This window comes from Tsukamurella serpentis, from assembly GCF_054780975.1.
In genome coordinates this window covers 363,824-387,589 of the sequence record NZ_BAAGVH010000001.1, presented here as the reverse complement: position 1 = coordinate 387,589, position 23,766 = coordinate 363,824, and the positions used below count along the sequence as shown (strand labels likewise).

15 protein-coding genes are annotated in these 23,766 nt (G+C 66.1%); 5 read left to right on the top strand and 10 right to left on the bottom strand.

The window, feature by feature from the left end; all coding sequences use genetic code 11:
* Positions 1–106 precede the first annotated feature (106 nt).
* Positions 107–673 carry a TetR/AcrR family transcriptional regulator gene (locus ACYVHG_RS01815; protein WP_461165711.1) on the top strand — a complete coding sequence of 189 codons (567 nt, stop codon included), beginning with the start codon at positions 107–109 and terminating at the stop codon, positions 671–673.
* Positions 674–686: 13 nt separating this feature from the next.
* On the opposite strand, the gene ACYVHG_RS01810 is transcribed toward ACYVHG_RS01815, so the two are convergent.
* The 8 genes from ACYVHG_RS01810 to ACYVHG_RS01775 form a co-directional block, all read right to left on the bottom strand.
* Positions 687–1,511: a VOC family protein gene (locus ACYVHG_RS01810; RefSeq protein WP_461165710.1), complete on the bottom strand. Its 825-nt coding sequence runs from the start codon at positions 1,509–1,511 to the stop codon at positions 687–689.
* Positions 1,512–1,544: 33 nt separating this feature from the next.
* Positions 1,545–2,315, bottom strand: coding sequence for a YdcF family protein (locus tag ACYVHG_RS01805; RefSeq protein WP_461165709.1), 771 nt, complete (start codon positions 2,313–2,315; stop codon positions 1,545–1,547).
* A 109-nt stretch (positions 2,316–2,424) separates the two neighbouring features.
* On the bottom strand, positions 2,425–4,560 hold the full coding sequence (brxL, locus tag ACYVHG_RS01800; protein ID WP_461165708.1) for a BREX system Lon protease-like protein BrxL: 2,136 nt from the start codon (positions 4,558–4,560) through the stop codon (positions 2,425–2,427).
* 16 nt (positions 4,561–4,576) lie between these two features.
* Positions 4,577–7,114, bottom strand: coding sequence for a BREX-1 system phosphatase PglZ type A (gene pglZ / locus ACYVHG_RS01795; RefSeq protein ID WP_461165707.1), 2,538 nt, complete (start codon positions 7,112–7,114; stop codon positions 4,577–4,579).
* Positions 7,111–10,680, bottom strand: a complete 3,570-nt coding sequence (gene pglX / locus ACYVHG_RS01790; RefSeq protein ID WP_461165706.1) for a BREX-1 system adenine-specific DNA-methyltransferase PglX — start codon at positions 10,678–10,680, stop codon at positions 7,111–7,113. The genes pglZ and pglX overlap by 4 nt, the downstream gene beginning before the upstream one ends.
* On the bottom strand, positions 10,680–14,222 hold the full coding sequence (brxC, locus tag ACYVHG_RS01785) for a BREX system P-loop protein BrxC (protein WP_461165705.1): 3,543 nt from the start codon (positions 14,220–14,222) through the stop codon (positions 10,680–10,682). The genes pglX and brxC overlap by 1 nt, the downstream gene beginning before the upstream one ends.
* Entirely contained in the window at positions 14,219–14,839 is a 621-nt protein-coding gene (locus tag ACYVHG_RS01780; protein ID WP_461165704.1) for a DUF1788 domain-containing protein, read from the bottom strand. The genes brxC and ACYVHG_RS01780 overlap by 4 nt, the downstream gene beginning before the upstream one ends.
* Positions 14,836–15,471, bottom strand: coding sequence for a DUF1819 family protein (locus tag ACYVHG_RS01775; RefSeq protein WP_461165703.1), 636 nt, complete (start codon positions 15,469–15,471; stop codon positions 14,836–14,838). Before ACYVHG_RS01775 ends, ACYVHG_RS01780 begins: the two co-directional genes overlap by 4 nt.
* A gap of 84 nt (positions 15,472–15,555) precedes the next feature.
* On the opposite strand from ACYVHG_RS01775, the gene ACYVHG_RS01770 reads away from it, so the two are divergent.
* The 4 genes from ACYVHG_RS01770 (at position 15,556) to ACYVHG_RS01755 (ending at position 21,627) form a co-directional block, all read left to right on the top strand.
* A complete protein-coding gene (locus ACYVHG_RS01770; protein ID WP_461165702.1) occupies positions 15,556–15,816 on the top strand; it encodes a helix-turn-helix domain-containing protein in 261 nt (86 codons plus the stop codon).
* Positions 15,817–15,900: 84 nt separating this feature from the next.
* Positions 15,901–17,475: a DUF3375 domain-containing protein gene (locus ACYVHG_RS01765; RefSeq protein WP_461165701.1), complete on the top strand. Its 1,575-nt coding sequence runs from the start codon at positions 15,901–15,903 to the stop codon at positions 17,473–17,475.
* Between the two features lies 1 nt (position 17,476).
* The gene (locus tag ACYVHG_RS01760) at positions 17,477–18,250 is read left to right on the top strand and encodes a DUF4194 domain-containing protein (protein WP_461165700.1); all 774 of its coding nucleotides are present in this window, start codon (positions 17,477–17,479) and stop codon (positions 18,248–18,250) included.
* Positions 18,247–21,627, top strand: a complete 3,381-nt coding sequence (locus ACYVHG_RS01755) for an ATP-binding protein (protein ID WP_461165699.1) — start codon at positions 18,247–18,249, stop codon at positions 21,625–21,627. Before ACYVHG_RS01760 ends, ACYVHG_RS01755 begins: the two co-directional genes overlap by 4 nt.
* A 52-nt stretch (positions 21,628–21,679) precedes the next feature.
* Here the strand turns inward: ACYVHG_RS01755 and ACYVHG_RS01750 are convergent, their stop codons facing one another.
* Together ACYVHG_RS01750 and ACYVHG_RS01745 are read right to left on the bottom strand one after the other, a co-directional pair.
* Positions 21,680–22,906: a fumarylacetoacetate hydrolase family protein gene (locus ACYVHG_RS01750; protein ID WP_461165698.1), complete on the bottom strand. Its 1,227-nt coding sequence runs from the start codon at positions 22,904–22,906 to the stop codon at positions 21,680–21,682.
* A complete protein-coding gene (locus tag ACYVHG_RS01745) occupies positions 22,903–23,766 on the bottom strand; it encodes a hypothetical protein (protein ID WP_461165697.1) in 864 nt (287 codons plus the stop codon). The genes ACYVHG_RS01750 and ACYVHG_RS01745 overlap by 4 nt, the downstream gene beginning before the upstream one ends.

Below are 23,766 nucleotides of genomic sequence, written 5' to 3'. Positions count from 1 at the left end.
TCGCCCGAGTTCCGACCAGTGACGGCGGGTCCGGCCCCTGCGGCCGGGCCCGCCGTTCGCGTAGCGCACAACGAGACCTGTTCCCCATTCGGTCAGGAGCGTCCACATGCCCAAGGTGAGCGACGACCATCTCGCCGCACGACGGCGGCAGATCCTCGACGGTGCTCGGACCTGTTTCGCCGAGTACGGCTACGACGGGGCCACGGTCCGCCGCCTGGAAGCGGCGACCGGGCTCTCGCGTGGCGCGATCTTCCACCACTTCCGGGACAAGGACGCGCTGTTCCTGGCGCTGGCACGCGAGGACGCCGAGCGGATGGCCGATATCGCGGCAGATCAGGGCCTGGTGCAGGTCATGCGGGACATGCTCGCCCATCCCGAGCGGTTCGACTGGCTGGGCACCCGGCTGGAGATCGCCCGGCGCCTGAAGAACGACGCCGATTTCCGTGCGGAGTGGACTGAGCGCAGCGCCGAGCTGACCGATGCCACATTGCGCCGGTTGGAGCGGCAGAAGCAGCGTGGCCGTCTGCGCGACGACCTCCCGACCGACGTGATCCTGGCCTATCTGGATCTGGTTCTCGACGGTCTGGTCACGCACCTGGCCTCCGGCCGGCGAACATCGGGTCTGGAGGCGGTGCTGGACCTGGTCGAGGAGAGTGTGCGCCGCCGCGATTGACGGCGCACACCTCTCACATGTCGGCCGGAGGCGTCGCGTAGCAGAAGTACGCGCCGTTGACGTCCTGCGCCGCGGCGAGGGTGCCCCACGGGGTGACCTCGCCCGGTTGGACGACGGTGCCGCCCGCCGCGGTGATCCGCTCCCCGGCAGCGGCCACATCGTCGACGGTGAGATAGACCTGCCAGAACGACGGCGCCTCCGCGGGGAGGGCGCCGGAGGTGAACAACGGCGCAGCGTCCATGATCCCGGCGACACCGTCCTTACCGCCGTCCGGGCCGGCGAGCACCACGCTGTACTTGTACGGGCCGATCGCGGCAGGTTCACCGCCGGTACCGGCCTCCTCGTACTCCCAGCCGAAGGCGGTGCGGTAGAACTCGAGCGAACGCTCGTAGTCCCGGCTCATGCAGTCGAACCAGTACGGGGTTCCCGGAGTGCCCTGCTCGACGAAGCCCGGGTGGGTGCCGGGCTGCCAGACACCGATCGCCGCTCCCGCGGGGTCCATGAAGAAGCCGAAACTGCCGATCTCGCCCACGGCCATCGCGGGCACCACCACCGTGGCACCCGCCTCCGTTGCCGCGGCCAGCGCCGCTTCGGCATCGTCGGTGCGCAGGTACACCGACCAGACATCGGCCGGCCCGTCATCGGCGTCCGAGGCCGCCATCACTCCGGCGACCATGTGTCCGTTGATCCGGAAGTTCCGGTAGCCGCCGTGTTCCGGGCTACCCGGGTCCGCGGTCCAGCCGAACACCGCTGCGTAGAACTCCACCGCCGCGTCAACGTCGGAGGACATCAGATCGATCCAGACGGGTGCGCCCTGCGGCGCCGTGTACTCGGTCATGGTGGTAACGCTTCCACACCCGACCGACAAGTTCTAGAGCTTGGCGACCCCTCGTGCGTCCCGGTACACCGCTGCGACTCCACTCGCGGACATCGGTGCCGACTGGATCTTGGCATCGGAGGCGACCACGGCCTGCAGGGTGATTCCGGCGACCAGGAAATCGGCGACCGAGCGACGCGTGTGGTCGGCGGAGGTCACCAGCACGGCGCCGTTCCCGAAGCCGTTCTGCCGCATGAGTGATGCGGTGTTGATCGCGTTGCCCTGGGTGGAGCCCGCCCGGTCCTCGGTGTAGATCCGGGTGGCGGATACGCCCTGAGCGAGCAACCACTCCTTCATCGCGGCGGCCTCGGTCTTGCCCGCCTTCGGCGCTCCGCCGGTCACGACGATCGGGAACGCGGGGTAGGCCTGCGCCACAGCGAGCCCCTTGGTGAGTCGTTCGACGAGCACCGGGCGCAGGCCGCCGTTGTCCTCCAGTCCGTAGCCGAGGATCACGATCGCCGTCCCTGGCGCGACGCCGCCGGGCACCTGATCGGTGAGCGGGAAGGTCAGTGCCTTGTTCACGTTCGTCATCAGGGCGACCACCTTCTGCGCCTGATCGATCGGCATCTGGTTGATGGCGGCCTGGGCGGCCGCGGTGTCGCCCGCCGCCTGCGCGTCGATCGCCCGGTTCGTCAGAGACGTGGTCGACGCCGTCGACGCCGGGGTCGACGGTGCCGCTCCCGCGGTCCCGGGGGTCGCGGTCACGATCGCGGCGACCGCCACCGTCGCCGACAGAACCGAGCGGATGAAACCAGAGACACGCATGTTGACCTCCGTGACAAGTGTGACTTCAGGTGGAAAACTACACCACCGAGGTCTGTGTTGCACACGTGAAGGTTGATTCGTTGCCGGGGCACGGCGCTCGGACGCTCGATCAGTCCGACTTCACATACGTCACGGTCGTCGATCGCGTCCGCCGGTACTCCTGGAATCGGTACCTCAGGTCGTACCTACCGGACCCACTGAACGGTTGGAAGATATCGAGCCCACGCCCGAGCAGAATCCGCCAACCCGTATCGGTAGTGATCTGCCGGTCGTGGATGTCCGTCCGGAATTCGACGTCCAGGATCACTCCGCCGTCCGCGACGGCGTTCTTGAGTTCCAGAAGCCCGATCAGTTGCGCCTTGGTCCAGTCCTCGCGTGACGTCTCCTCGCCGGTGACGAGCTTCACTGCCACTGTCTCCTCGGCGGCCTTCGCTCCGATGAGCTCGAGCAGCAAGTCATGCAAGTTGCGCAGCTGATGCGGTTTCCGGATGTATGGATCGATTATCTCGATCTCCCTCGCACCGGCCAGATGGGGCAGAAGCAGATTCGCGTACGAGTACCCGATCGAATCGTCCGGGATATCGATCACCCCGGCGAAGAGTTCCTCGACGTACGGCGAGTCGTCAGCGACCACGGTGGTCCCATCGAGCGGCACTCCACCTCCCGCAACGCCCGTCGGTGCCGCAGAGTCGGCCGGCTCGTGGTCCGCTGGCTCCACAGGGTCGCGGTGGTACAGGCGCGGATAGTCCAGCTCCTCGCGGGTGGCCACGTCGTGCCAATCGCCCGCGGCGTCCGAGTACCCGAATGTCACGGCGTCCATCGTCGAGTCGATCCGCAGGATCTGATCCTTGACGCGCTTGCGCCCCTCGATGGCGAACCGCAGCAGAACTTCAACCTCATCCGCCGTGGCCGAACCGCCCGGGTGCAGCAGCTTCATCAGCCCGGAGAAGGTCTTACGCACTCCGTCTCGGTCGCGCTGCGAGATCTGCTCGCTCAGTGTGAATTCCGCCGCATAGCGGTCGGAGAAATCAAGCCCGCGAAGATGCCGCAGCGCCTCAGCGAGGTAGTCCACCACGAACCCGTAGCCGTTGGTGAACAGCTCACGCCGGATGATCTCCACCTCCCAGCCGGGCAGGTAGTAATGTATCCGGTCGAGGTACGCGGCGTCGTGGTACGACTCGGGTAGCGCCTCGAACAGGTCGGAATGTGCGAGCATCGTCGGGACGGGACGAGAGGTGTTGCCGATGAACACCATCGACGCTTCGGCGGTCTGCGTCTGCGTTCCGCGCGAGAACGACTTGTTCGCCATGTAGTTCTTCATGATGTCGACCAGCGTCTTGTCGACGCGCTTCTGGCCGGCGAACTCGTCGAACGCCACCACGTCCCAGTAGCCGACGAGGCCGATCCCGCCACTCGCGTTGTTGACGAACAGCTTGGCCGCAGTCACTTCACCACCCGAGATCAACGTCCCGTGCGGTGAGAATTCGGAGTAGACGTGCGACTTGCCCGTCCCCTTCGGTCCCAGTTCGACGAGGTTGTAGTTGCGCTCGACGAACGGGACGAGCCGCACCAATTGCAGCAGCTTCGCCCGCGGAGACAACTTGTTCGGATCGAAGCCGATCGTGCTGACGAGCAGGTCGATCCACTCCTCAGTGGAGAACTCCTGACGTGCGGCGGTGTAGTGCGCGGAGTCGAACTGCCCCAGTTGAATCGGCCGGAGCGCGGAGATGATCCACGGGTCCTCGCTGACATCACCCGCCGAGTACTCGACGTCGACCATGCACCAGACCCCGCCGGTGAGCAGCTTCTCGTTCGCCTTCACCGTGCGGTCGTCGATCGGGACGTGCTTGAGCCCGAGATTGGAGAACGACGCAGTGTGCATATCCCGTTTCACGTCCAGCACGACCGAGATCTTGTCGATCACGCGGTGCTTGCCGCGGTCACGAATGGTCGACTTGATCAGCTCCGCCTCACCGCGATGCACGTAGTGCTTGGCGAGGATGTCGCGGACGGACTCTATGCCCGCTTCGATCGTCGCGGGATCGTCAGTGGCGCAGTACTGAGCGAGAAGGAATTCGAGAACGTAGCCCGGTACAACGGCGTTTCCCTTGATCCGCCCGACGAGATCCTTCCGCACCACAAAGCCGGGGAACTGCGCGTTTGCTTTCGCATCCAACGCACTCGAATCAGTCTTATCGACAACAGGTTCCGCCATCGAACCGTCCTCGATCAGGTCGTCGCTCACGGATCCGAGTTCACCCTCAGAATGCGTCATTGAATCCTCCGAATCCGCGCTGCAGTGTTGCCGTCGTGCTTTGATACGGGGTCAACTGACCGTTGACCCGTTCCGCCGCCCGAATCGTGATCACCTGGCCGTTATAGCGCTCGGCCTCCTCGTTCAGTACGAGTTCGACGGTGCGCCCCCGGTCACGGATGTCCTCCGCCTCGCTCGCCACCTCCACGGTGCGCTCCCCCGACAGCAGAACTCCGTCGGGGGCATACGCGCCGATCACGAGTTCGCGTCCCCGCTTCTTTCCCAGCACCGGATCCCGCTGCAGCAGCGTCACCATGACGGTGCTCGTCGTGATCGTGGGTGTGCTGACGTTGACGTCGACCGAGACCTTGCTCACTGCGGTACTGCGCCCGCGCGTGAGCGTCACCAGTGGCACCACGACCTCTTGCAACGAAGCTCCGCCGTGCACGTACTGATATCCCCCGCCCTGCTTGCGGAGCCGGTGCAGCCCGCGCGGGATCTGGACCTCGTCACCGCTGTCGTACCCGAGCGCCTGCGGAGTCCACGTCGTGAATGCGGACTGGTCCTTCAGTCCGTCACCGATCACGTGCCGGCGGCCGAACGCGACTGCGTCGCCCTGGGGTGCCTCGCTGAGGTAGTCCGCTGGCTCGAGGTCGGACCGCTGATAGAGAAACCCGTGGTCTGCCGTGACAAGCACCCTGCTCGCGCGCATCTTCCCGCTGCCGAAGGTCTTGATGATCCGAAGCAGATCTCGCACCGCGCGGTAGGCGGCCTCGGGCACTTGGTGCGGCGCCTCGTGACCGGCCGTGTCGATGGTGTCGTGGTACACGACGAGCACTTCGTTGCCCTGCCACAACGCATACCTGTCGGCCGGACCCATTGACATGACCTCGTCGAATTTGATGGCAGTGGCGTGTGCCTTGGCCCACAGCGCGTTCCTGGCTGTGAGCCCGGAGGTCGAGGCACCGTCGGCCCGGACCGACTCGCCGTGCAGGCTCAGTCGGGTGTGCGGGAGCATCGCCGCCATGCCGGCAAAGGTCAAGGAGGGCAGCGGTGACAGGCGCGGTTCGACGGTCGCATCGAACCAGTAGTCCTCCCGGTTGACGCGCTGTGCGAGTTCGAGGCCGACTTCGTAGCGGAAGGCGTCCGAGATGATGACGAGGGTCTTGGCTTTGGCAGGTAGATCGTGCGCGGCGAATCCGCGCAACAGCTCGATTCCGGGCACTCGCCATTCGTCAAGGCTGTCCACTTGGGCCTGCCACGCAGCGGCGAGCGGACGCTGGTACACCTGGAGGTACTGCTTCTCGACCTTGTCGGCGAGTTCGGTGGGCAGCTCGGTCTCCGCCGTGGCGAAGCAGCGCCGGAACCGGCGGTAGGCGCCGTCGATGGGCGCCCACGAGGACGCGTAGCTGCGGATGCCGTCGGTGGCATCCGCCATCACCGGGAGGAATGCCTCGATCCGAGTGAGGCACTCGGCTGCAGCCTCAAGGGCGGTGTAGGCATTCTCCTGGTCTAAGAACCAGGTGGTGCTGCGCCGCAGGGCGAGAATCTCGCGGGCCGCGTCGGGAGCCAGCTCACGCCGGTACACGGCTGCGGCCAGCTTGCTGATGATGGCGTGATCGACGACGGGGAACACATCGGTGACGGCCAGCTCCGCGACCGGTTGGTCGCCTGCGCGCAGCTGGTCCGCGATGTTGAGGTCCCGCTCCGCGGTCTCCGCAAGACGCTTGAACAGGGGCCCGTAACGCCGGCCGTCACGCAGCCGTTCGAAGTCGATCCGGGCAGGATTTCGGGCGTCGGGCCACTGCTTCCACGCCTGGTCGAACATCCAGGTCACGAGCCCGGCGACGCTCGGATCCGGGGACTGAAAGCCGTAGATCCGCGCGCATCCCTGCCACAGGAAGTCCGCAAGGCCAGCGTCCACGAGGGACTGGTACCGCGCGTCATCCCCGTCGGCGTAGTCCTCGAAGAGCGCGGTGACGATCTCCTGCAACCGGTGACTGCCTTGACCGTCGAGTCCCAGGATCTCAGCCGACAGGTAGGCCAGGGCGGTCTCCGCGAGCTTGGCAGCCGGGAGCTGGGGATCGAGTGCGGCCAGTCGGAAGCGGATCTTTTCGGCGCGGCCGGGAGCGGCGAACGCAGGGGCGTGCGCCGCCACGACGTGATCGACGCCCCGGTCTGTGAGCCCGAGTTCGTGCACCAGGATCGCCGCGGTGTCTGCTGTGAAAAGGCCGTATCCGACCTCGAGATCGAGCAGCCAGTTCTCCCGCTTCGCCGGCCGCTCGCCGATGCGATACACCAGGTGGCAATGCTTCTGGTCGCGCGACGGGTCGTCGAGGTCCGCGTACACCCGGGTCTTGATGCCGAGTTCATTGTTCCCGACACGATGCACGGACACCTCATAGCCGTCGCATCCGAGTGCGCCGACGATCACGTCGAGACTCTCCGCGTACTCCCCCGGTACGTCGTTCCAGTTGACGACGGGGCTGCTGGCGTACCGTTCCGCCAGTAGCTCGGCGATCCGGTTCGACGGTGCCGCCGTCACGACAGTCCCTTCACGTTCTTCAGCACCGCGCCGAGCTTCGGATAGTTCTGCTTGACGCCGTCGTCGAGGTCGAGCGCAATCTCCGCGGTGGACAGCGGGAACAGTGTGGTCGTGAGCCAGTCCTGGATCTCGCGCTGCATCCGGGTCAGCTCGTCCTGTTCCTTGCGGAGCCTGGTCGCCTCAGCCTTGTCCGCAGTGTCGAGGGCGTGCGCGATCGTGGTGAGCCGGGCTTCCTGCTTGTCCAACATGTCGTTCGCGTAGTTCTCACGGACAATGCCGAGCGTTGCCGGGGTGTATCGGTGCAGGTAGATCAGCGCATTGAAGCCCTTGCTGGGCTGTTTCGAGTTCGACGACACCTGCCAGTAGATCGGCCGGTTCGAGTACATCTTGAGGTGATCGTTGTAGAAGTCCTTCAGGAAGTACTGCCGCAGGTCCTTCCGCTTGCCCGACCCGAGTGCATACTCGATCCAACTCACGTTCGCGGTGAGGTTCTCCTCGCCGAACGCGACGGCGAGGAATTCCCGTACCCGGGAGACGATGTCGTCTGGGAAGTACTCGTTCTCCGTGATCGGTACGATCCCGTCCTCATCCGGCCGGAACCGCGCATTCGGCACCTTCGCCTCGAAGTCCGCCAGCGTCGATCCGGCGTCCGCGAGGATCAGTCCGGGTTCATCGAGGCTGTATCGACCCATAATGCACCCGACCGCATACGACAACAGTTCCCGCGCCAGGTCAAGATTGAAGAAAGTGCGGTACTCCTCCTCCGTCCGCACTTCACCCTTCGTGGGCGCAAACCGGAAGTAAGGATTCTGCGACAAAGACACCTCACTAATCGCAACGGACCAGTCAACTTCGTCCAGAATCCCATACAATCTGAGAAAGAGTCGATTGTTCCGCTCCTCCAACGCCAATACGCGTGAGCTGTTTATCATCGCAGAGTCCCACTCGATCGCGCACAGGGCCTCCAGCAGCACCTCGGAACCTCGACACACCAGAGCATTACGGGAGAAATCCCAGGACGTCTCGGCAGCGTTCCAGTCGGATTGCGAGATCTCAACCAGTGAGTCCACATTCGCCAAGATCTCAGTCAGTTCGTCGTCCCCCATCTCCGGCATACGCAGAGGAATCTTCTTAATTTCACCCGCATTAAAATGCAGCCCCGAAGAAAGGGCTGCGAGAATTTCACGAGACACTGCAGAGTTCAGCAACCCCAGGACGAAGTGCATGTCAGAATCGGTAGCGAATATTCCCTGACCGACGCTACTCGAGATGTATCCAGGTGGATACATCCGAAACCCGGGAGCGCCGGACGTAATGTCCGACCACGAGATTACCGGCTCGAAGAAAAGCGTCCGACTGCGGACGCTCGCCCGCCCCCAATCATTAATCAACTCGCGGCCGGAGTCCTCAAAGTTCAGGCAGAACTGGGAGTTCCCAGACCATTTTCGATACCCTCCACCTTTAAGGAATGGAAACCACTTCTTTGCCGAATCCTCAGACTCCTTCTTCGACGCCGAGTGAGACTGAAATCGTCCGTACGAGATCTCGGTCCACAGACGGACGAACCGAGCATCATTAGAGGTATTTGTCCCCTTCTTTATCGGAACGCTATCGCCGAGCAATGGAACAGATCCAAACAACGACAAAAGTGTCCGCCCCAGCCATTGGTATACGATCGGGCTGTCGGGCACGATATCGAACACGGACAACGGCGCAGCGGCCACGGTTCCGCTGCCCGCCAAAGTGTCATCATCGATCAATTGCCGGAATTCTTGCTCCTGCTCCTCGTCCCCTTGGACAGCCGAGAGTCCGAAGAAGCGAGTCAACGACGTGCGCGATGGTGCGACATCCAGGACGAACGCCGTGGTGGACACCACCTCTCCGCTGATTCTGTCGAACGCTCCGGTACCGAGGTGCACATTGGATGAGAGGAGATACGACTCTCGCATCCGAGCCCGCTGACTCTTGTAGGTGCTCAGGAACATCCATCCGTCTCGCGTCACCATCGCCACCGAAGCACCGGTAACGCACAATTCACCGTTGCGCTCAATGAACATGGCATACAGGTCAAGTTTCGACACCGGGTACTCGTTGATCGAGAACTCGGCTAGGAGCGTCCCCAGCTTTGTGCTGCCGAGGTAAGGCGGATTGGCGACGACGACGTGGTACTGATCGTCCACCAGTGCACTCGCCTGCCGATACAGGCGTCGCGCTCGCGTGAGCACTTCCCGACGTGCCTCCACGGTGGTATCGGCGCCGTCGGACGCCTCGGCATCGGTGAGCATCCGGCCGAGAACCGCCATACCCGCAGCTTCCACGCGGATGAGCGAGCCGAAAGTATCGGCGTGGACGAACGAGTGCAGCAGGGCTTCCAGCGCCGCACGGTCGTCGCGGTCCAGGCCCCGCGCCAGTAGCTCGACGTCGTCTCCATCGAAGTCCAGCGGTTCGATCCGCACGATGTCCGGGCGGACCGGCGCACCGTTCTTGGGCTTGAAGAACCGTCGGTCGTTCTCCCGGGCCTTCATTGCCAACGCGAAGGAGGCGAGCTGTGCGGCGCGCAAGTCGATCTCGAGACCGCGCAGGTTGTGCGTGAGGATCTTCTGCGGGATCTCGCTTCGAGCGTGGCCGGCTTCCTCGTAGATGTGGAACAGCAGGTCGAAGGCGTAGGTGAGCATGTGGCCGGACCCGCAAGCGGGGTCGACCACGCGGATTTCCTCGGGTGAGTCGACGGTGACGCCCGTGTCCGGCTGCCCCTCGATCGGCTCCACGAAATACGGCATGTGCTCGCGCAAGCCGCTGGTCGGCCGGGATCGCAGCCAGAGTCGCCCCAGCGAGTTCTCCACCAGGTATCGCACGATCCAATGCGGGGTGAACAGCTGGGTGACGGCCGGGAGCTCCGCGGCGTCGATCGGCACCTTCGCCTTGTTGATCTCATCCTTGAGATCGGAGTTGTAGAACTGATACAGCCAGCCGACCACCTCGACGGTCTCGCAGGCGTCGTCGTCCATCACGGCGACGGCACGCTCCCGGACGGACGTGGGCGCGAGCAGATCGGCCGGCACCAGCAGGCGGATCCAGTCAGCAGGCCCGGTGAAGACCTCCGGCATCGACGGATACCAGGCCACGAACATCGCGCGCAGCAGCAACGCATATGCCTCGAGCTGCGGGTTCGCGGAGGTACGCCGACCGCCGAGAAGCGCGGACACCTCGGCCTGCGTGCGATCGGGAATCTCATCGCCGAACTCCCCGGACTGCGCGCGGAGCAGAATCTCCGGCAGGTTCGACGCGGCCCCCTCCGCCGGGGACACCACGCGGTACAGCCCGGAGAAGCCGCGCACATCCATGAAGCGTGCCGCCGTCAGGCGGTTGAACCAGGTGTGAGCGGCGGTGTCGGCGACCCAGGTCTCGCCGTGCTCTGCGACTGCCGCACGCAGCCCCGCGACATCGTTCGGGTACTCGGCTGCGATCTTCGGATCGTTCAGGGCCTGAGTCACCAGGCCCGCCATCTGATCGAGGAGGGTGACTCGCGCCGCCGTGGCGAACTTCTCGAGCTTCGAGGAATCCATTACAGGACCACCGTCTTCCCGGCGTCGATCGCCGCCACCAGGCTGGCGCGCAACTCCCCCAGGTACTCGTCCACATCAGTGATGGTCTGCAGCGTCGCCGGTACGTTCGGCACTCTGATCTTCGAGACATGCACAGTGACCGGCTGAGGCGGTGGCGTAGTGCCGGCCCGCTCGGTGCCGCCCTTCTTCGCATCCCCGTCACCGCCCGAGGTATCGACCGCCGCTCGAGCCGCCAGGAGCGAGTTCAGTGTTGCCTGGTAGGTGGCCTGGAAGGACTGTGAGGCCAACGCGATGGAGCCACGAGTCGCATACTTCGCTACGGCGTCGCGTGATTTCTGCAGCGCCGTCACGGCGCTCTCCCGGGCAGCCGGGTCCGCTTCGATGTACTCGCGCTTCGACCGAAGAGCGATGACCGTCGCGTCGATCTCCGCATCGAGCGCGTCGCGGTCTCGTGCCACGGCATCGTCGACATGCGTGAGCAAGCGCTCGTGCACGCGCTTGATCCGTGGCACGACGTCCCCACGAAGGAATCCCGGATCAGCGAGGTCTGCACGGAGCTGCGCGAGATCATCGGCATCGGCGTCGTGCAGGTCGGCATCCCTGTCCCGCAGGAAACTCCGTGCTGCAGCGATCACGGCGGGCTGCTGCCCCTTGAGGAACCCGCGGATCGGATCGAGCTCGTTTTCCTTGAGGTCGAGCAGGTCGTCAGAATCGTCGAGGAACTCACCCAGGTACCACTCCGGCGCCCGGCCGTCCACGACCGCGCGCAACCGCTTCGCCAGCGCCCCCACCTGATCCGTGAACGGGTACGGCTCCCCCACCCACCGAGCAACCTCGTCGGCGGTGCCGGCCAGCTCGGACCGGACCTTCTCGATGAGGTCGTCAGTGTTCGGGTAAGCGTCACTGATGTTGGCGAACTCCGCGAGGAACCGCTGCAGCTTCCGAACCTTGGCCGGGTCGTGCGCGCGCACCTCGTCCACGTGGATCTGGCGATGCTTGTGACGATTCGTCAGCTCTCCTGCGATCTCGGTACGCACGAGAATGCGCGAGTCGAGGCGGAGGCGCACCTGTCCGGCGACAACGGCGTGCGCGACGATGGCCAGCACCGTCGGGGTGGACCAGCCGAACGGCGGCTTCGCGAAGTGCTCCACGAGGTGGCCCACGGTGGCGTCCACCTGGCGCGACCTCGCGTATTGCACCTCGTTGACGACGGTGCGCGCCAGTTCATCCAGCGAGGAAGTCACGTCGAGGTCGAGCGTGTTTTCCTCGCGCAGAATGCGGCCGACGTCGCCGTCCGAGAGACTCGACGCCGCGCGGGCCTCGTTGATGCGCAGGTACAGCGATTCGATCGCCACCTGCAGGCCGGCGTTCACTCGATCCTTCGCGGTTCCACCGCCTACCTGCACGATCGTCCCGTTATGCACGAGGTCGGCGTTCGCGACCGCGCGCGCCACCTCCGCGCGCACGGCGCGACCTCGTTCGACATTGGCGCGCCCGTGTGAGGCCAGGATCCGCTGCTTCGACTCGGGCAGCGTCGACTTCATCTGCAGTTGCACGTAGCTCGCGGTACGGACGTGAAGCTCGATGTCGTCCCTGGTGCGGTCGGTGAGGTCCAACACGACGTACAACGCCCCGGCCGCACCGATCGACTGCTGCTTCACATCGTCGACGGTGCGATACCCGTACGGAGTGATGAACCGAACGCTCAGTGGTTCCGCGCGGCCCTGCCGCTCGTCATCGAGCCAACGCTCGAGCCCGAGGTCAACACTCGTGGCATCGTGGCGGATCTTGCCACCCACGCCGGTGGTCGCCACAATCTCATCGTTGAGCAGCTTCTTCACGTCGGCGTCGTTGCGGGCGTGGTTCTTGATCGCCTTCTCGACGTCCTGTTCCTCGTTCGTCAGATACGAGTACGTGTTACCCGAGCGCTGCACGTACGTCGCACGCTCGAGTTCCTTGAGCGCCCGCTCGACGTCGGTGTGCAGCGCCGACACATTCGCGCCGATCTCGTGGGTGAGAAGCACCGACAATGCCTGCGGAGTGGCCTCAAACCAGTCGACGTACTTCGTCATCAGCAGCGCCTTGAGCAACCGCAACTGCAGATCGCGATCGGTCCCGGTGATGTTGCGCCCCGCGCTGATCACGTTCGCCTTGATATCGGAGTTCAGCGACTTCTCGATGCCGTCGTAGAACATGTCGAACGTCGCGAGCGCGCCGATACCAGACGCCTTCATCGACGAGCCGATGTCCTTCGTGACCCCGAGCAACGAGCGCTCGCCGACCGAGGAGTGCTTACCGGTGAACGCGTTGAAGTCCGAGAGGCCGCGCATCGCGTCGTGGAACAGCTCGAACTGGTAGTCCACGAACGGGTAGGTGGCTACGAAGTCGCTCTCACTGGCGTAACTGCTGAGGGGGCGCTGATTCTGCAGCGCGAACAGTGACCGGAACCTCTCGTGCTTGGTCTCGTAGATACCCGACAGGAGCCCGACGCCGTCCGGCGTCTTCTCCAGCAAGCGCCGCGAGACCACGTCCTTGACGTTGCGTGAATCCAGCTTGAGCGCAACGGCGAAGCGCGCCTGGATCTTCGAGAAGTCCTGCTGCTGCTCCTTGGAGCGGTCGCCCAAGATCGACTCGAGCACCTCCTGCGAGGTCACGAAAACCCACGCGCGGCCGCGGCACCGGGTGTGCAGCGATTCGGTGATGGTCTGCAGGCTCAGCATGAGCTGGGTGTTCTGACCGATGAACTGGCCGATCTCGTCCACGAAAAATGCAAGACGGTGCCCGGCCGGTTGCGCGTCGAGCCACTGCGCTACTTCCTCCGTGAATGCCTCGATCGATGTGGCGCTGTGCGTCTGCCGGTACGTGGCGAGCGGCGCGGTGACGGACTGCCCGGTCACCTCTGCGTAGGCCTTCTCGGCAGCGGCGTCGGCGAAGATCGCGAGCTCCCGCCCCTGCTCCCAGGGCTTGCCGTAGTGCCTCTTAAACGCTACCTTGAACTGCTCGAGGACGCCCTGCGCAGCCAAATCACGCTCGAACCGGGCGATGTACGGGCTCTTACCAAACAACCCGGCCGCCTCGTAGAACACCTGGACGAACACGTCGAGCAGCGCACTCGGCTGATCCTTGTTGTTCTTGTCGACCTTCTCGTCGATGTTGAACAGCAGGGACGTGGCCGGTGTGGCGGCCGCGCGACCGAGAGCACCGCGGAGGATCGCGTCGTCGGCGGGCAGCTTCGCCGTGAACTCGGCCACGACGTCCGCGCGAGGGACTTCCGACCCAGGAACGTCGCCGAGTAGGTACGCCAGCATCTTGAGCAGGTGCGACTTGCCGGACCCGAAGAACCCGGCGATCCACACCCCGTTCGACGGCGGTTCGCCCGGGAACGTGTACGCGTCCAGAAGGTCCCGCAGGTGGTCGGCGACCTCTGCGGTGATCACGTACTCCTGCACCTCGGTGCGCAGCCGTCCCGAGCTGGACGCCTTGACCACACCGTCGAGCGGACGATCGATGTCCTTGGCGAGGATCTGTTCCAGGTTCGTCACGGGTTCCCCAGTTTCAGCAGGTCGAATGCGCGGTAGTAGTCGTCGTCGTGGAGTTGGCCGAACAGCACGAGAGAGGCCCCCTGCGTGGGCGATTGCCGGTACTCCCCGGGGAAGACCAGCACCACGGGCAGATCGGACAGCAGTGGCTGCAGGGTGTTCAGAACGGTGTGGGCACGAACCAGCGGGTACAGCCGGCCGACATGGGTCAGAATGACCAAGTGGGGCGAGGGTTCCTGAGCGCGGACGACGGACGCGATCCGCGGTGACAAGTACCGCTCCGGTGAGACCACATTGCCCACGTCCGCGAATGCGTCCTTGGGTAATGCGGACTCCTGTTCAAGGATCTGATTCCATTGGCCGGTCTCGTCCCACATCGCACGGGCGAGGGCCCAGAGGTCCACCTCGCAGACCTCGATGCCGTCTGCGCGCAGTCGACTCACGAGGCGCCGGATCTGGGTGCCGATCTCCGGCTCGTCCGCCGCGGGGTGGCCCAGGATGAAATAGGGCACCTCGCCGAGTTGCCCCCGCATGTGGAGAAAGTCGTCCGAACGCATCACCGAGTACGCCAGGTCGAACCGCTCGGCCGGCGACATGTTCTCCCGGTTCGGTTCCGTCATAGCCGCTGCCCCCCAGCATTCGCTCCGATGTCGGCGAACTGGGATTCGTACAGCGGCAGACTCAGCGCCACGGCGGCATCCATGTGGCTCAGCACGTCCGCGACTTCTGGGGACGGGGCCGCCGCGACCACGCGGCCACCGTCGGCCACGAATCCCGCCTCGCGGGCCATTCGGAACGTGCTCTGACGCAATTTCACCCGCGTCGACGGTGCCGCATCTCGTAGCTCGTCGATCCACGCGGCCTGCACATCCCAGAACGTCTCGAAATCGTCCGGTTGCACCAGCGGACGCTCGGTGACCAAGCGATCCCGGAGCACCTCGCTGCCGAAATCGCGCAGTAACCGGTAGCGCGCACATGCCGCCACCCAGAGCAGGATCCGCGACTGCGCGCCCGGGCCCGCCGCGAGCACGCGGAGGCCACGGGACGGTAGTAGCGCAAGGCGCTGAACAGCCTCGCTCGTGAGGCGCACTGTCGAACGGCGTGAGCGCTGCTGCACGACGTTACGTTCGACACCGAGCTTCCATGCGCGCGACGCATCGCCTTCGTCGAGCAACAACCTCGCGACCGCAGCGGACTCCTCCACCAGCAGCCCCCCGGCGGTGAACGACAGGCGATAGGGCTCGATCGTCACCACGGCCTCCCCGCTGATCTCGATCGGACATTTCCCCATGTATACATGGTGGCTCCGACTGGTCCGGGCCCAGACCCTTGTCAAATGCCCGAGTCCGATTTCGAAGCCGCGTTCGCCCAGCGGCTCGGCGTCGAGATCGGCCGCCTACGCGTCGATCGAGGGTTCAGTCAGGAAGCCCTCGCCGCGGAGGTCGGGATCAGCACCAATCACCTCCAGCTCCTGGAGAGCGGCCTGTCCGATCGCCGTAAGGGCACGCCGGCGAATCCACGTTTCACCACGCTCGTCGCGCTGAGCAGGGCACTCGAAGTCGATCTGTCCGATCTCGTCCGCCGCATCGCCGAGTAGCCGGTCCCCCAGGACGCGGCCCAACCCGAGCAGCGCGACGTCCTCGATACACTGGACCGTCGCATACGCAAGGGGAGGTACACGATGGCGCAGTCACGCCGCCCGCTCGCTTCGCTCCCGACGCGGATGTCGGCGGCGCAGTTGTACGCCGCGTTCACCGACAACACGGACAACGACGTCGCACTCCGCCTGCTCCGCTCCCCCAACGCCGTCGCCTACCTGGCCCTCATGGCGGCGCGGCTCGGCACGGGCCCCGTCGACGCCGAGGAACTGGGCGACGCGCTCACCGTCGACCTGCAATCCCTCGCGCACCACTTCACGGAGCGGGCGCGGCCCGTCCCCGCCGGTACTGACGTCCTCGACCAATGGGTCAAGCACGGTTTCGTCTCACGCACACTGGACGAGACCGACCGCGAGATCATCCAACTCACCCGCGGCGCGACCACGGCGCTCGGACAGGTGCAGGCCGTCTCACTGGACCGCAACGTCGCGACCGAGACCGCGCTGGAGCTGGTCACCGCTCGGCTCTCCGCGGTGGCGGTCACCGTGAGCGCCGACCCGGACGATCACCTACGCGCCCTGGACGAACAGATCGCCGAGCTCACCCGCCGCCGCGAGGCGCTGCGGGCCGGCCTGATCCCCGAGTACGACCACGACAAGGTGGTCGACGATCTCAAGATCGTCAGTTCGCTCGCCGAACGCATGCCCGCCGACATCCTCGGCTACGGCGAGAAACTGCGCGAGCACACCCGCGCGCTGCTCACCCACGGTCTCGACACCTCCGACACCGCCGCCGGCGAAACCGACACGGGGGCGAGCGCCTACGCGAAGACCCTGCAGCGTCTGTTCGACGGCCACGACGAACTCGCCAACACACCGGAGGGCAAGGCCTTCGACGCCTTCTACACCCTGCTCTCCGACCACCGCCTGCGCCGGCAGCTCGAGACCTCGGTGGCGTCGGTGGTGCAGGAGGTGGAGCTCCCCGACGATCTGCGCGACTCGCTCACCGGCTTCCTCGACCGCATGTGGATGCAGGTCCAGCGGGTCGACGAGATCCGCGGCCAGGTCTATCGCCGCATCAACACCTTCGTCAAGGACGGCGACTTCCTGCAGTACCAGTCGCTGCGCGCCCGCATCACCGAGGCGCAGCGCGCGGCCGTCGACGCCTTCGATGCGGTGTCAGCCGGACGTGACACCGGGCTCGCGGTACCGATGAGTGCCATCGACACCAACTCCGTCGGCGCGTTGCGCTTCCACGACGGCGTCGTCACCCTGCCGCCCGAGGTTCGTGAGACCTCCGGCGAGTTCACCATCGACCCCGCCCGCCTGGTCGGCCGGGAGGCGATCGACTGGGATGCGCTCGCCAGCGCGATCAACACAGCCGTCAACGAGGCCGTCAGCACATCCGACGGTGCGACCCTCACCGACGTTCTCGATGCCATCGACACGCCCCGCGCCGGCGACGTGGTCGGCGTCTGGTCGCTCGGCGCACGGTACGGCACCGTCGACGCGGAACGGCCCGTCACCGTCGTCGCGCACACCACACGCGGGCCCCGCGAGATGACGGTGCCGCACGTCGCCTTCGCCGCCGCGCTCCCGCCCCTGACCCCCGCCTCGGCCGCGCCCGAGCCCACCACGCTCTTCGAGCAGGAGGCCTGACATGACCGACGAGACGCAGCTCGACGACACGCTCGACGTCGCCGCCGACGAGGGCCTGCCCGAGATCGACCTCGACGACTTCAGCATCGCCGACGACGAGGCCGTGAAGTCGCTCCGCGGCGCCGACACCGCGCCCCGCTTCGACGGTGACACCTCCGCCCTGCCGAATACGGTCTGCTACGCCCTGCAGGAGCTGATCGCCGCTCCGCACGTCTCGTCCCGGTCGAAGAACTGGGCGGTGATCGAGGCCGAGGAGACGCTCCTGCGCAGCCGGCTCTCGGAGTTGAACCTGCAGTTGGAGATCAACCGGGAGACCAAGCACGCCTTCACCCGGCAGGTCACCGAGAACGACCCGCGGCAGCGGAATCTGCTACGCGCCCAAAGCCTGTCGCTGGCGGCGTCGGTGCTGGCACTGTTCCTGCGGCTCAAGCATCTATCCAGCCCGGACGAGACCGCCGTGGTGGACCGGCAGGAGATGATCGACCACCTGCTGACCTTCCGCCCCGCGCGCGACACCGACGAGGCCGGTTTCGTGAAGAAGGCCGATGCGGCGATCAATCAGCTCGAGACCCGTCGGCTGATCCGTCGGCTGGGCACCGCCGACCGGTACGCCGTGCACTCGGTGATCGCCTCGCTCCTCACCCCCGAACAGGTGGATCTGTACACCGCCGCGTACCGCGACCTGTCCACCGCCGACCATGATCTCGGCGAGGCGGCGGCCCCCGTCGACGGTGCTGACGAGCCGGACGATTCCGACAACGAGGAGCAGAAGTGATCGCGCGCAGCGCCCGCCGGCATCTGGGCCAGTTCCGCCTGACCCGTCTGCAGGTGGTCAATTGGGGCACCTTCGACGGCTACAAGGACTTCCCCATCGACGATCGAGGCGTGATCCTCACCGGCCCTTCGGGTTCCGGTAAGAGCTCGCTGATGGACGCGCATTCGGTGGTACTGCTGCCCACCTACGACCAGTCCTTCAACGCGTCGGCGGACATGAGCGCCAAGGGCGCCAAACGCGCGGCCCGCTCCATGGCCGACTACGTTCGCGGTGCCTGGGCGGTCAACGACGACGAGCACCAGCAGTCCAAAGTGCAGTACCTGCGCGGTGATTCGGCCACGTGGTCCGCCGTCGCCGCAACCTACGACAACGGTGCCGGCAGCAGCACCACCGCGGTCGCCGTGAAGTGGTTCCCCGGATCGGGCACCGACGGTGCCTCGCTCAAGTCCTGGTACCAGCTCCATTCCGGATCGTTCGATCTGCTTGAACTGCAGGATTGGGCGGGCGCCGGTTTCGACACCCGTGGCTGGCGCGCACGGCACAGCGGTGTGGAGTCCTTCGACACCCAGGCCGCCTACCAGGAGGCACTGCGCAGGCGGGTCGGGATCGGCACCTCCAGTGCGGCTCTGGCGCTCCTGGGCAAGGCCAAGGCGATGAAGAACGTCGGCGATCTCGACGCCTTCATCCGCACGTACATGCTGGACCGGCCGCAGACCTACGCCCGCGCAGAACGCCTGGTGGAGAACTTCACCCAACTCGATGAGGCCTACCGGGCCGCCGCCCGTGCCCAGGCGCAGGAGAAGGTGCTGCGCCCCATGCCGGAGGCCTACCAGAGTTACCGGTCGGCCACCGTCGGGACCACCCGCGCCGCCGATCTGCTCGGTGCTCCGGTCCGCTCCTACCTGCGCGGTCACCGGCTGCGCCTTCTGCAGGAGCAGATGGACCGGATCGAGGGCGAACGCGCGGGAATGGATGCGCAGATCGCCCGTTGGGAGGATCGCGCGGAGGAGCGCAAGCAGCGCTACAACGACCTGCTGCACCGGCTCCGGCAGGAGCAGGGTGAGGTCGGTGTGCTGGAGGCCGAGTTGCAGTCGCGCGAGCTGCAGACCCAGGCCCGTCAGCGTGCCTACGAGCGGTTCGCCGCGGCCGTCGAGCGACTCGGGGAACGCGCTCCGGAATCGGCGGAGGAGTTCGCGGCTCTGCGCGAGCAGGTTCCCGGGATCCGGGATCGCGCGACGGAGGCGGCGGAGGCCCTGGCCGGCCGGGTGCACAGCGCGTACACCGACGAATCCGATGCGCGCCGCGCCGTCGAGTCGGTCGACGATGAACTCTCGGTGCTGGATCGCCGCGCCTCGTTGCTCCCGCCGGCTCTGTTGGACAGCCGTGATGCGATCGCCCGTGCCACCGGGGTCCCCACGGAGGATCTGCCGTACGCCGCGGAGCTGATCGACGTCCGGCCACAGGAGCAGGAGCGGTGGGCCGGCGCCGCGGAACGCGTGCTGCGCCCACTGGCCACCACGCTGCTGGTTCCCGCTGAGCATCAACGGGCCGTCGCCGATCACGTGAACGCGACCCGGGTACAGGGCGTACTCACCTACCAGGTGGTCGACGGTGCCGACACCACTCGTCCGGATCCGGGTTCGCTCGCGACGAAGTTGACCGTCGACACCTCCTCGGTCGCCGGACGGTGGCTGTCCGGGGCGGTCGCGCGGGCGGCGCGACACATCTGCGTGGACTCCCCCGCCGAGCTGGAACGCTACGAGCAGGCGGTCACCCCGGAGGGGCTGGTCAAGAGCGCCGGAGGCCGCTTCCGCAAAGACGACCGCCGCTCCGTGGCGGACCGCTCGCAGTGGGTGCTGGGAACCAACACCGGCTCCAAGCGGGAGGCACTGCAGCGGCGTCGTGACGAGCTCGCGGCGGTGCACGCCAAGGCCGCGGAGGCGTCGGCGACGTTGCGGGACGATCTAGCAGAACACAAGTCGGTCGCCGACGGTGCGACCGGTGTGCTCGGCTACGGCTCCTGGGCCGAACTCGACCACTGGGCGGCGAAGGCGGAGGCGCAGGACCTGGCGGACCGGATCTCCGAAGCCCGGTCCGGCAACGCCGACCTGGGTGAGTTGGAGCTGCAGGCCGACAACGCCTACGGCGATCTGGCGGAAGCGCAGACCCGCATCGGTGCGCTCACGGAAACGATGAGCCGGGCGGGCAGTGAGTTCGATGAACTGCTCGCGGAGCTGGAGAAGATCGAGGGCGAGAGCGCCCCGAAGCTGACCGACGACGATCGCGAGTTCCTCGACACCGCACTGTGGTGCCTGCTCACCGCCGACGAAGCCCGTCCGCGCCGGTTGACCCTGGACACCTACGGTGAGGTCCGTGCGGATCTGCGGGCCGAGCTGGAGCGACAACAGGCTGCGGCGACCGCCGACCGCGACGCGGCGCAGGCGCGGATCGTGCGCACTGCGGAGCAGTTCCTGCGGGAGTGGCCGGACGCGTCCACCGAACTGTCAGCGGATGTGGCATCGGCCGCCGACTTCGTGAAGGTGCACGAGAACCTGGTGGCGCACGGTCTTGCGGCTGCCACCGAGAAGTTCCGGCGACTGATCACCACCGATGTCAGTCACTCGGTGTCGAACCTGTTCAAGGAGGTCGACGACACCCACCGGACGATCACCCGGGGAATCGCCGACGTCAACGAGGGACTGCGCCGGGTGGAGTTCAACGAGGGCACCTATCTGCAGATCGCGTACGCTGCGCGGCCCACTCCGGAGGCCACCGAGTTCGCGAAGCTGGTGGACGAGATGGTGCGTGACGCCCCTGCCGCCAAACGGGCCGATCCGGTCGCCATGGCCGCACAGTTCAAACGGATCCGCGGGCTGGTTCTGAGGCTGACCGGTGACGATCCGGAGTCGCGCCGATGGACCGAGAACGTTCTCGACGTGCGCACCGGCTACTCGTTCTACGGTCGTGAGAACGCCGTCGGCGCCGATCCGGATGCACCGGCGGTGGTGACCTACCGCAACACGGCGACCAATTCCGGAGGCGAACAGGAGAAGCTCGTCGCGTTCTGTCTCGCCGCCGCGCTCAGTTTCGCGCTCGGTAGCCATTCCGGCGGCGATGACACCGGCAATGCTCCGGCCTTCGCTCCGCTGATGCTCGACGAGGCGTTCAGCAAGTCCGACGAGCGGTTCTCGGCACAGTCGTTGCGCGCCTTCGAGCAGTTCGGCTTCCAGCTGATCATCGCCGCACCGATCCGGATGGTCGGCATCGTGGAGCCGTTCATCGGTCAGGTGATCCTGGTCGACAAGCAGTCCAGTCCCGACGGTGCCCGCTCCGACGCCCGGTACGCCACCTTCGGCGAGCTCACCTCCGCCCGCTGACTCGACCCGGGCCCCGGAGGATCGGGTGGAGAGGCGGACCCGGGTCGCGCGGTCAGTGTCCCGTCGCCGGCAGGATCGTTCCAGCACACTCGCCGAAGCTGATGCTCTCCCCGCCGGCGCCGGGAGCCAGCGCCCGCAAGGTCACCGTCTGGCCGTCCTGGAGGAAGGTCATCTCGGCGCCGTTGCGCAGGGTCAACGGCTCACGCCCTCCCCACGACAACTCCATGAAGGATCCGCGCGTGCTCGGCTGCGGGCCGGAGATGGTGCCCGATCCGAACATGTCACCGGGACGCAGCGAGGCGCCGTTGATGGTCATGTGGGAGAGCATCTGCGGCGGCGTCCAGTACATCGAGCGATACTCGGGCCGCGAGACGATCTCACCGTCCAGATCGACTTCGAGGGTGATGTCCAGACCCCACGGCCCTCCGGCTTGCGCACCGTCTGCGAGGTAGTCGGCGATCGGGAACTCCCTGCGCGGGGGATCCACCCGGGCCGAGTGGAGTGCTGCGAAGGGCACCACCCAGGCACCGACCGTGGAGGCGAAGGACTTCCCCAGGTTGGGTCCCAACGGCACGTATTCGAAGTTCTGGATGTCCCGGGCGGACCAGTCGTTGAACAGGAATGCGCCGAAGATGTACTGCGGTGCCTCGCTCACCGTCACTTCATGACGACGCGGAGCCCCACCGCAGACGAAGCCCATCTCGGCCTCGATGTCGAGCCGTTCGGAAGCACCGAACTCGGGGATCCCGCCGGGGCGGGGCAACAGTCCTTTGGGACGCACGATATCCGTGCCCGAGGCGACGACGGTACCTGATCGGCCGTGGTAGCCGACCGGCAGATGCTTCCAGTTCGGCTTCAGCGGTGCCTCATCCGGCCGGAACATCCTGCCGATGTTCGAGGCGTGGTCCTCGCTGGCGTAGTAGTCGACGTAGTCGGCCGGGGTGAAGGGCATGTTGTAGGCGACCGCCGCGACGGGCACACTCGCCGCCTCCACCGGGATCGCGCTCCACTGACCGGAGACCGACTCGATGAGCCAGCGGCGCAGCCGGTCCCAGTGCTCGACTCCGGCCGCGAGGAGTTCGTCCAGATTCGGTGATGACACGGCGCACGTGGTGACCTCGTCGAGCCCGGGGATCCGCTCCGCCAGTGCGGCGATGTCGATCACTCGATCACCGAGGCGCGTCGCGAGGTAGGTGCGGTCGTCGGCGGTCACCGAGGCGTACGGGAGGTTGGCGACTCCGAATCCGTGGGCGCTGTACTTGTCAGCGGCTGAGCTCATCGATTCGATTCCTTTCGGTCGGTGGTGTCGTCCGGCCGGGTGACGACCCCGGCGAGTACCTCGTCGGCGACGGCGCCGACATCGGCGAGGGTGGACAGCGGTTCGACGATGCTGCAGCATCCGAAGCTGATGAAATTGTTGCGCCAGTTGGGATCCTGACCGATTGCAGCGACGAGTTCGGCACCGTCGTCGGAGTGCAACACACCGATGGCGCCGGCGGCGTCTCCGGCACGCAGCGCAGCCACGGCGGCCGCGATGTTGAGGAAGCCGAAATGGTCGATCCGCCCGTGCTCGCCGGCCTCGGTGTACCTCAGCGCGCGGTGCAGCCCGGCGGTCAGTTTGAAGCGGATTCCGACACGCACTGCCGCCGACAGCACGGTCAACAGTTCCCCTGCTGTGGGATACACCTCCGGGGTGACGCCGCCCGTCCGGAATTTGAGGGCGACCCCGTTCTCACGCATCCGGATCAAGCGACCGTCGTTGACCATGTCTGCGTGCAATTCGGCCCAGACCACGATCCGGTGACGAGCCGCGAAGCGCGCAGCGTCCTCGATCTGGAGATCCGCATCAGCCGCGTCGATCTTCAACTCGACGGCGACGATGATGGTCGTCGGGGGCAGGTGCGGAAGCAGGCCGGCGACAGTGGGCAAGCATGCGGCCGGCACCACGACCGAGATCATGATCGGCCGGTCGGCGGCGATCTGCGACGCTGTCATCACCTGGTCCAGCGGAAGCACCAATGGACCGACGTAGGGCGCGGCCGACCCGGCGGAGTTCGCCAGGTGGTCGGTCACCGCATCTGTGAGCTCGGCCAGTCCGGGCGGGAACACGGCGGCGTCGTCGATGAACTTCTCGAACAT

Bases quoted from the DNA above. Each gene is read 5' to 3' on its own strand.
- ACYVHG_RS01815 (WP_461165711.1), top strand. From the start codon at position 107: ATGCCCAAGGTGAGCGACGACCATCTCGCCGCACGACGGCGGCAGATC.
- ACYVHG_RS01810 (WP_461165710.1), bottom strand. From the start codon at position 1,511: ATGACCGAGTACACGGCGCCGCAGGGCGCACCCGTCTGGATCGATCTG.
- ACYVHG_RS01805 (WP_461165709.1), bottom strand. From the start codon at position 2,315: ATGCGTGTCTCTGGTTTCATCCGCTCGGTTCTGTCGGCGACGGTGGCG.
- pglX (WP_461165706.1), bottom strand. From the start codon at position 10,680: ATGGATTCCTCGAAGCTCGAGAAGTTCGCCACGGCGGCGCGAGTCACC.
- ACYVHG_RS01780 (WP_461165704.1), bottom strand. From the start codon at position 14,839: ATGACGGAACCGAACCGGGAGAACATGTCGCCGGCCGAGCGGTTCGAC.
- ACYVHG_RS01770 (WP_461165702.1), top strand. From the start codon at position 15,556: ATGCCCGAGTCCGATTTCGAAGCCGCGTTCGCCCAGCGGCTCGGCGTC.
- ACYVHG_RS01765 (WP_461165701.1), top strand. From the start codon at position 15,901: ATGGCGCAGTCACGCCGCCCGCTCGCTTCGCTCCCGACGCGGATGTCG.
- ACYVHG_RS01760 (WP_461165700.1), top strand. From the start codon at position 17,477: ATGACCGACGAGACGCAGCTCGACGACACGCTCGACGTCGCCGCCGAC.
- ACYVHG_RS01750 (WP_461165698.1), bottom strand. From the start codon at position 22,906: ATGAGCTCAGCCGCTGACAAGTACAGCGCCCACGGATTCGGAGTCGCC.
- ACYVHG_RS01745 (WP_461165697.1), bottom strand. From the start codon at position 23,766: ATGTTCGAGAAGTTCATCGACGACGCCGCCGTGTTCCCGCCCGGACTG.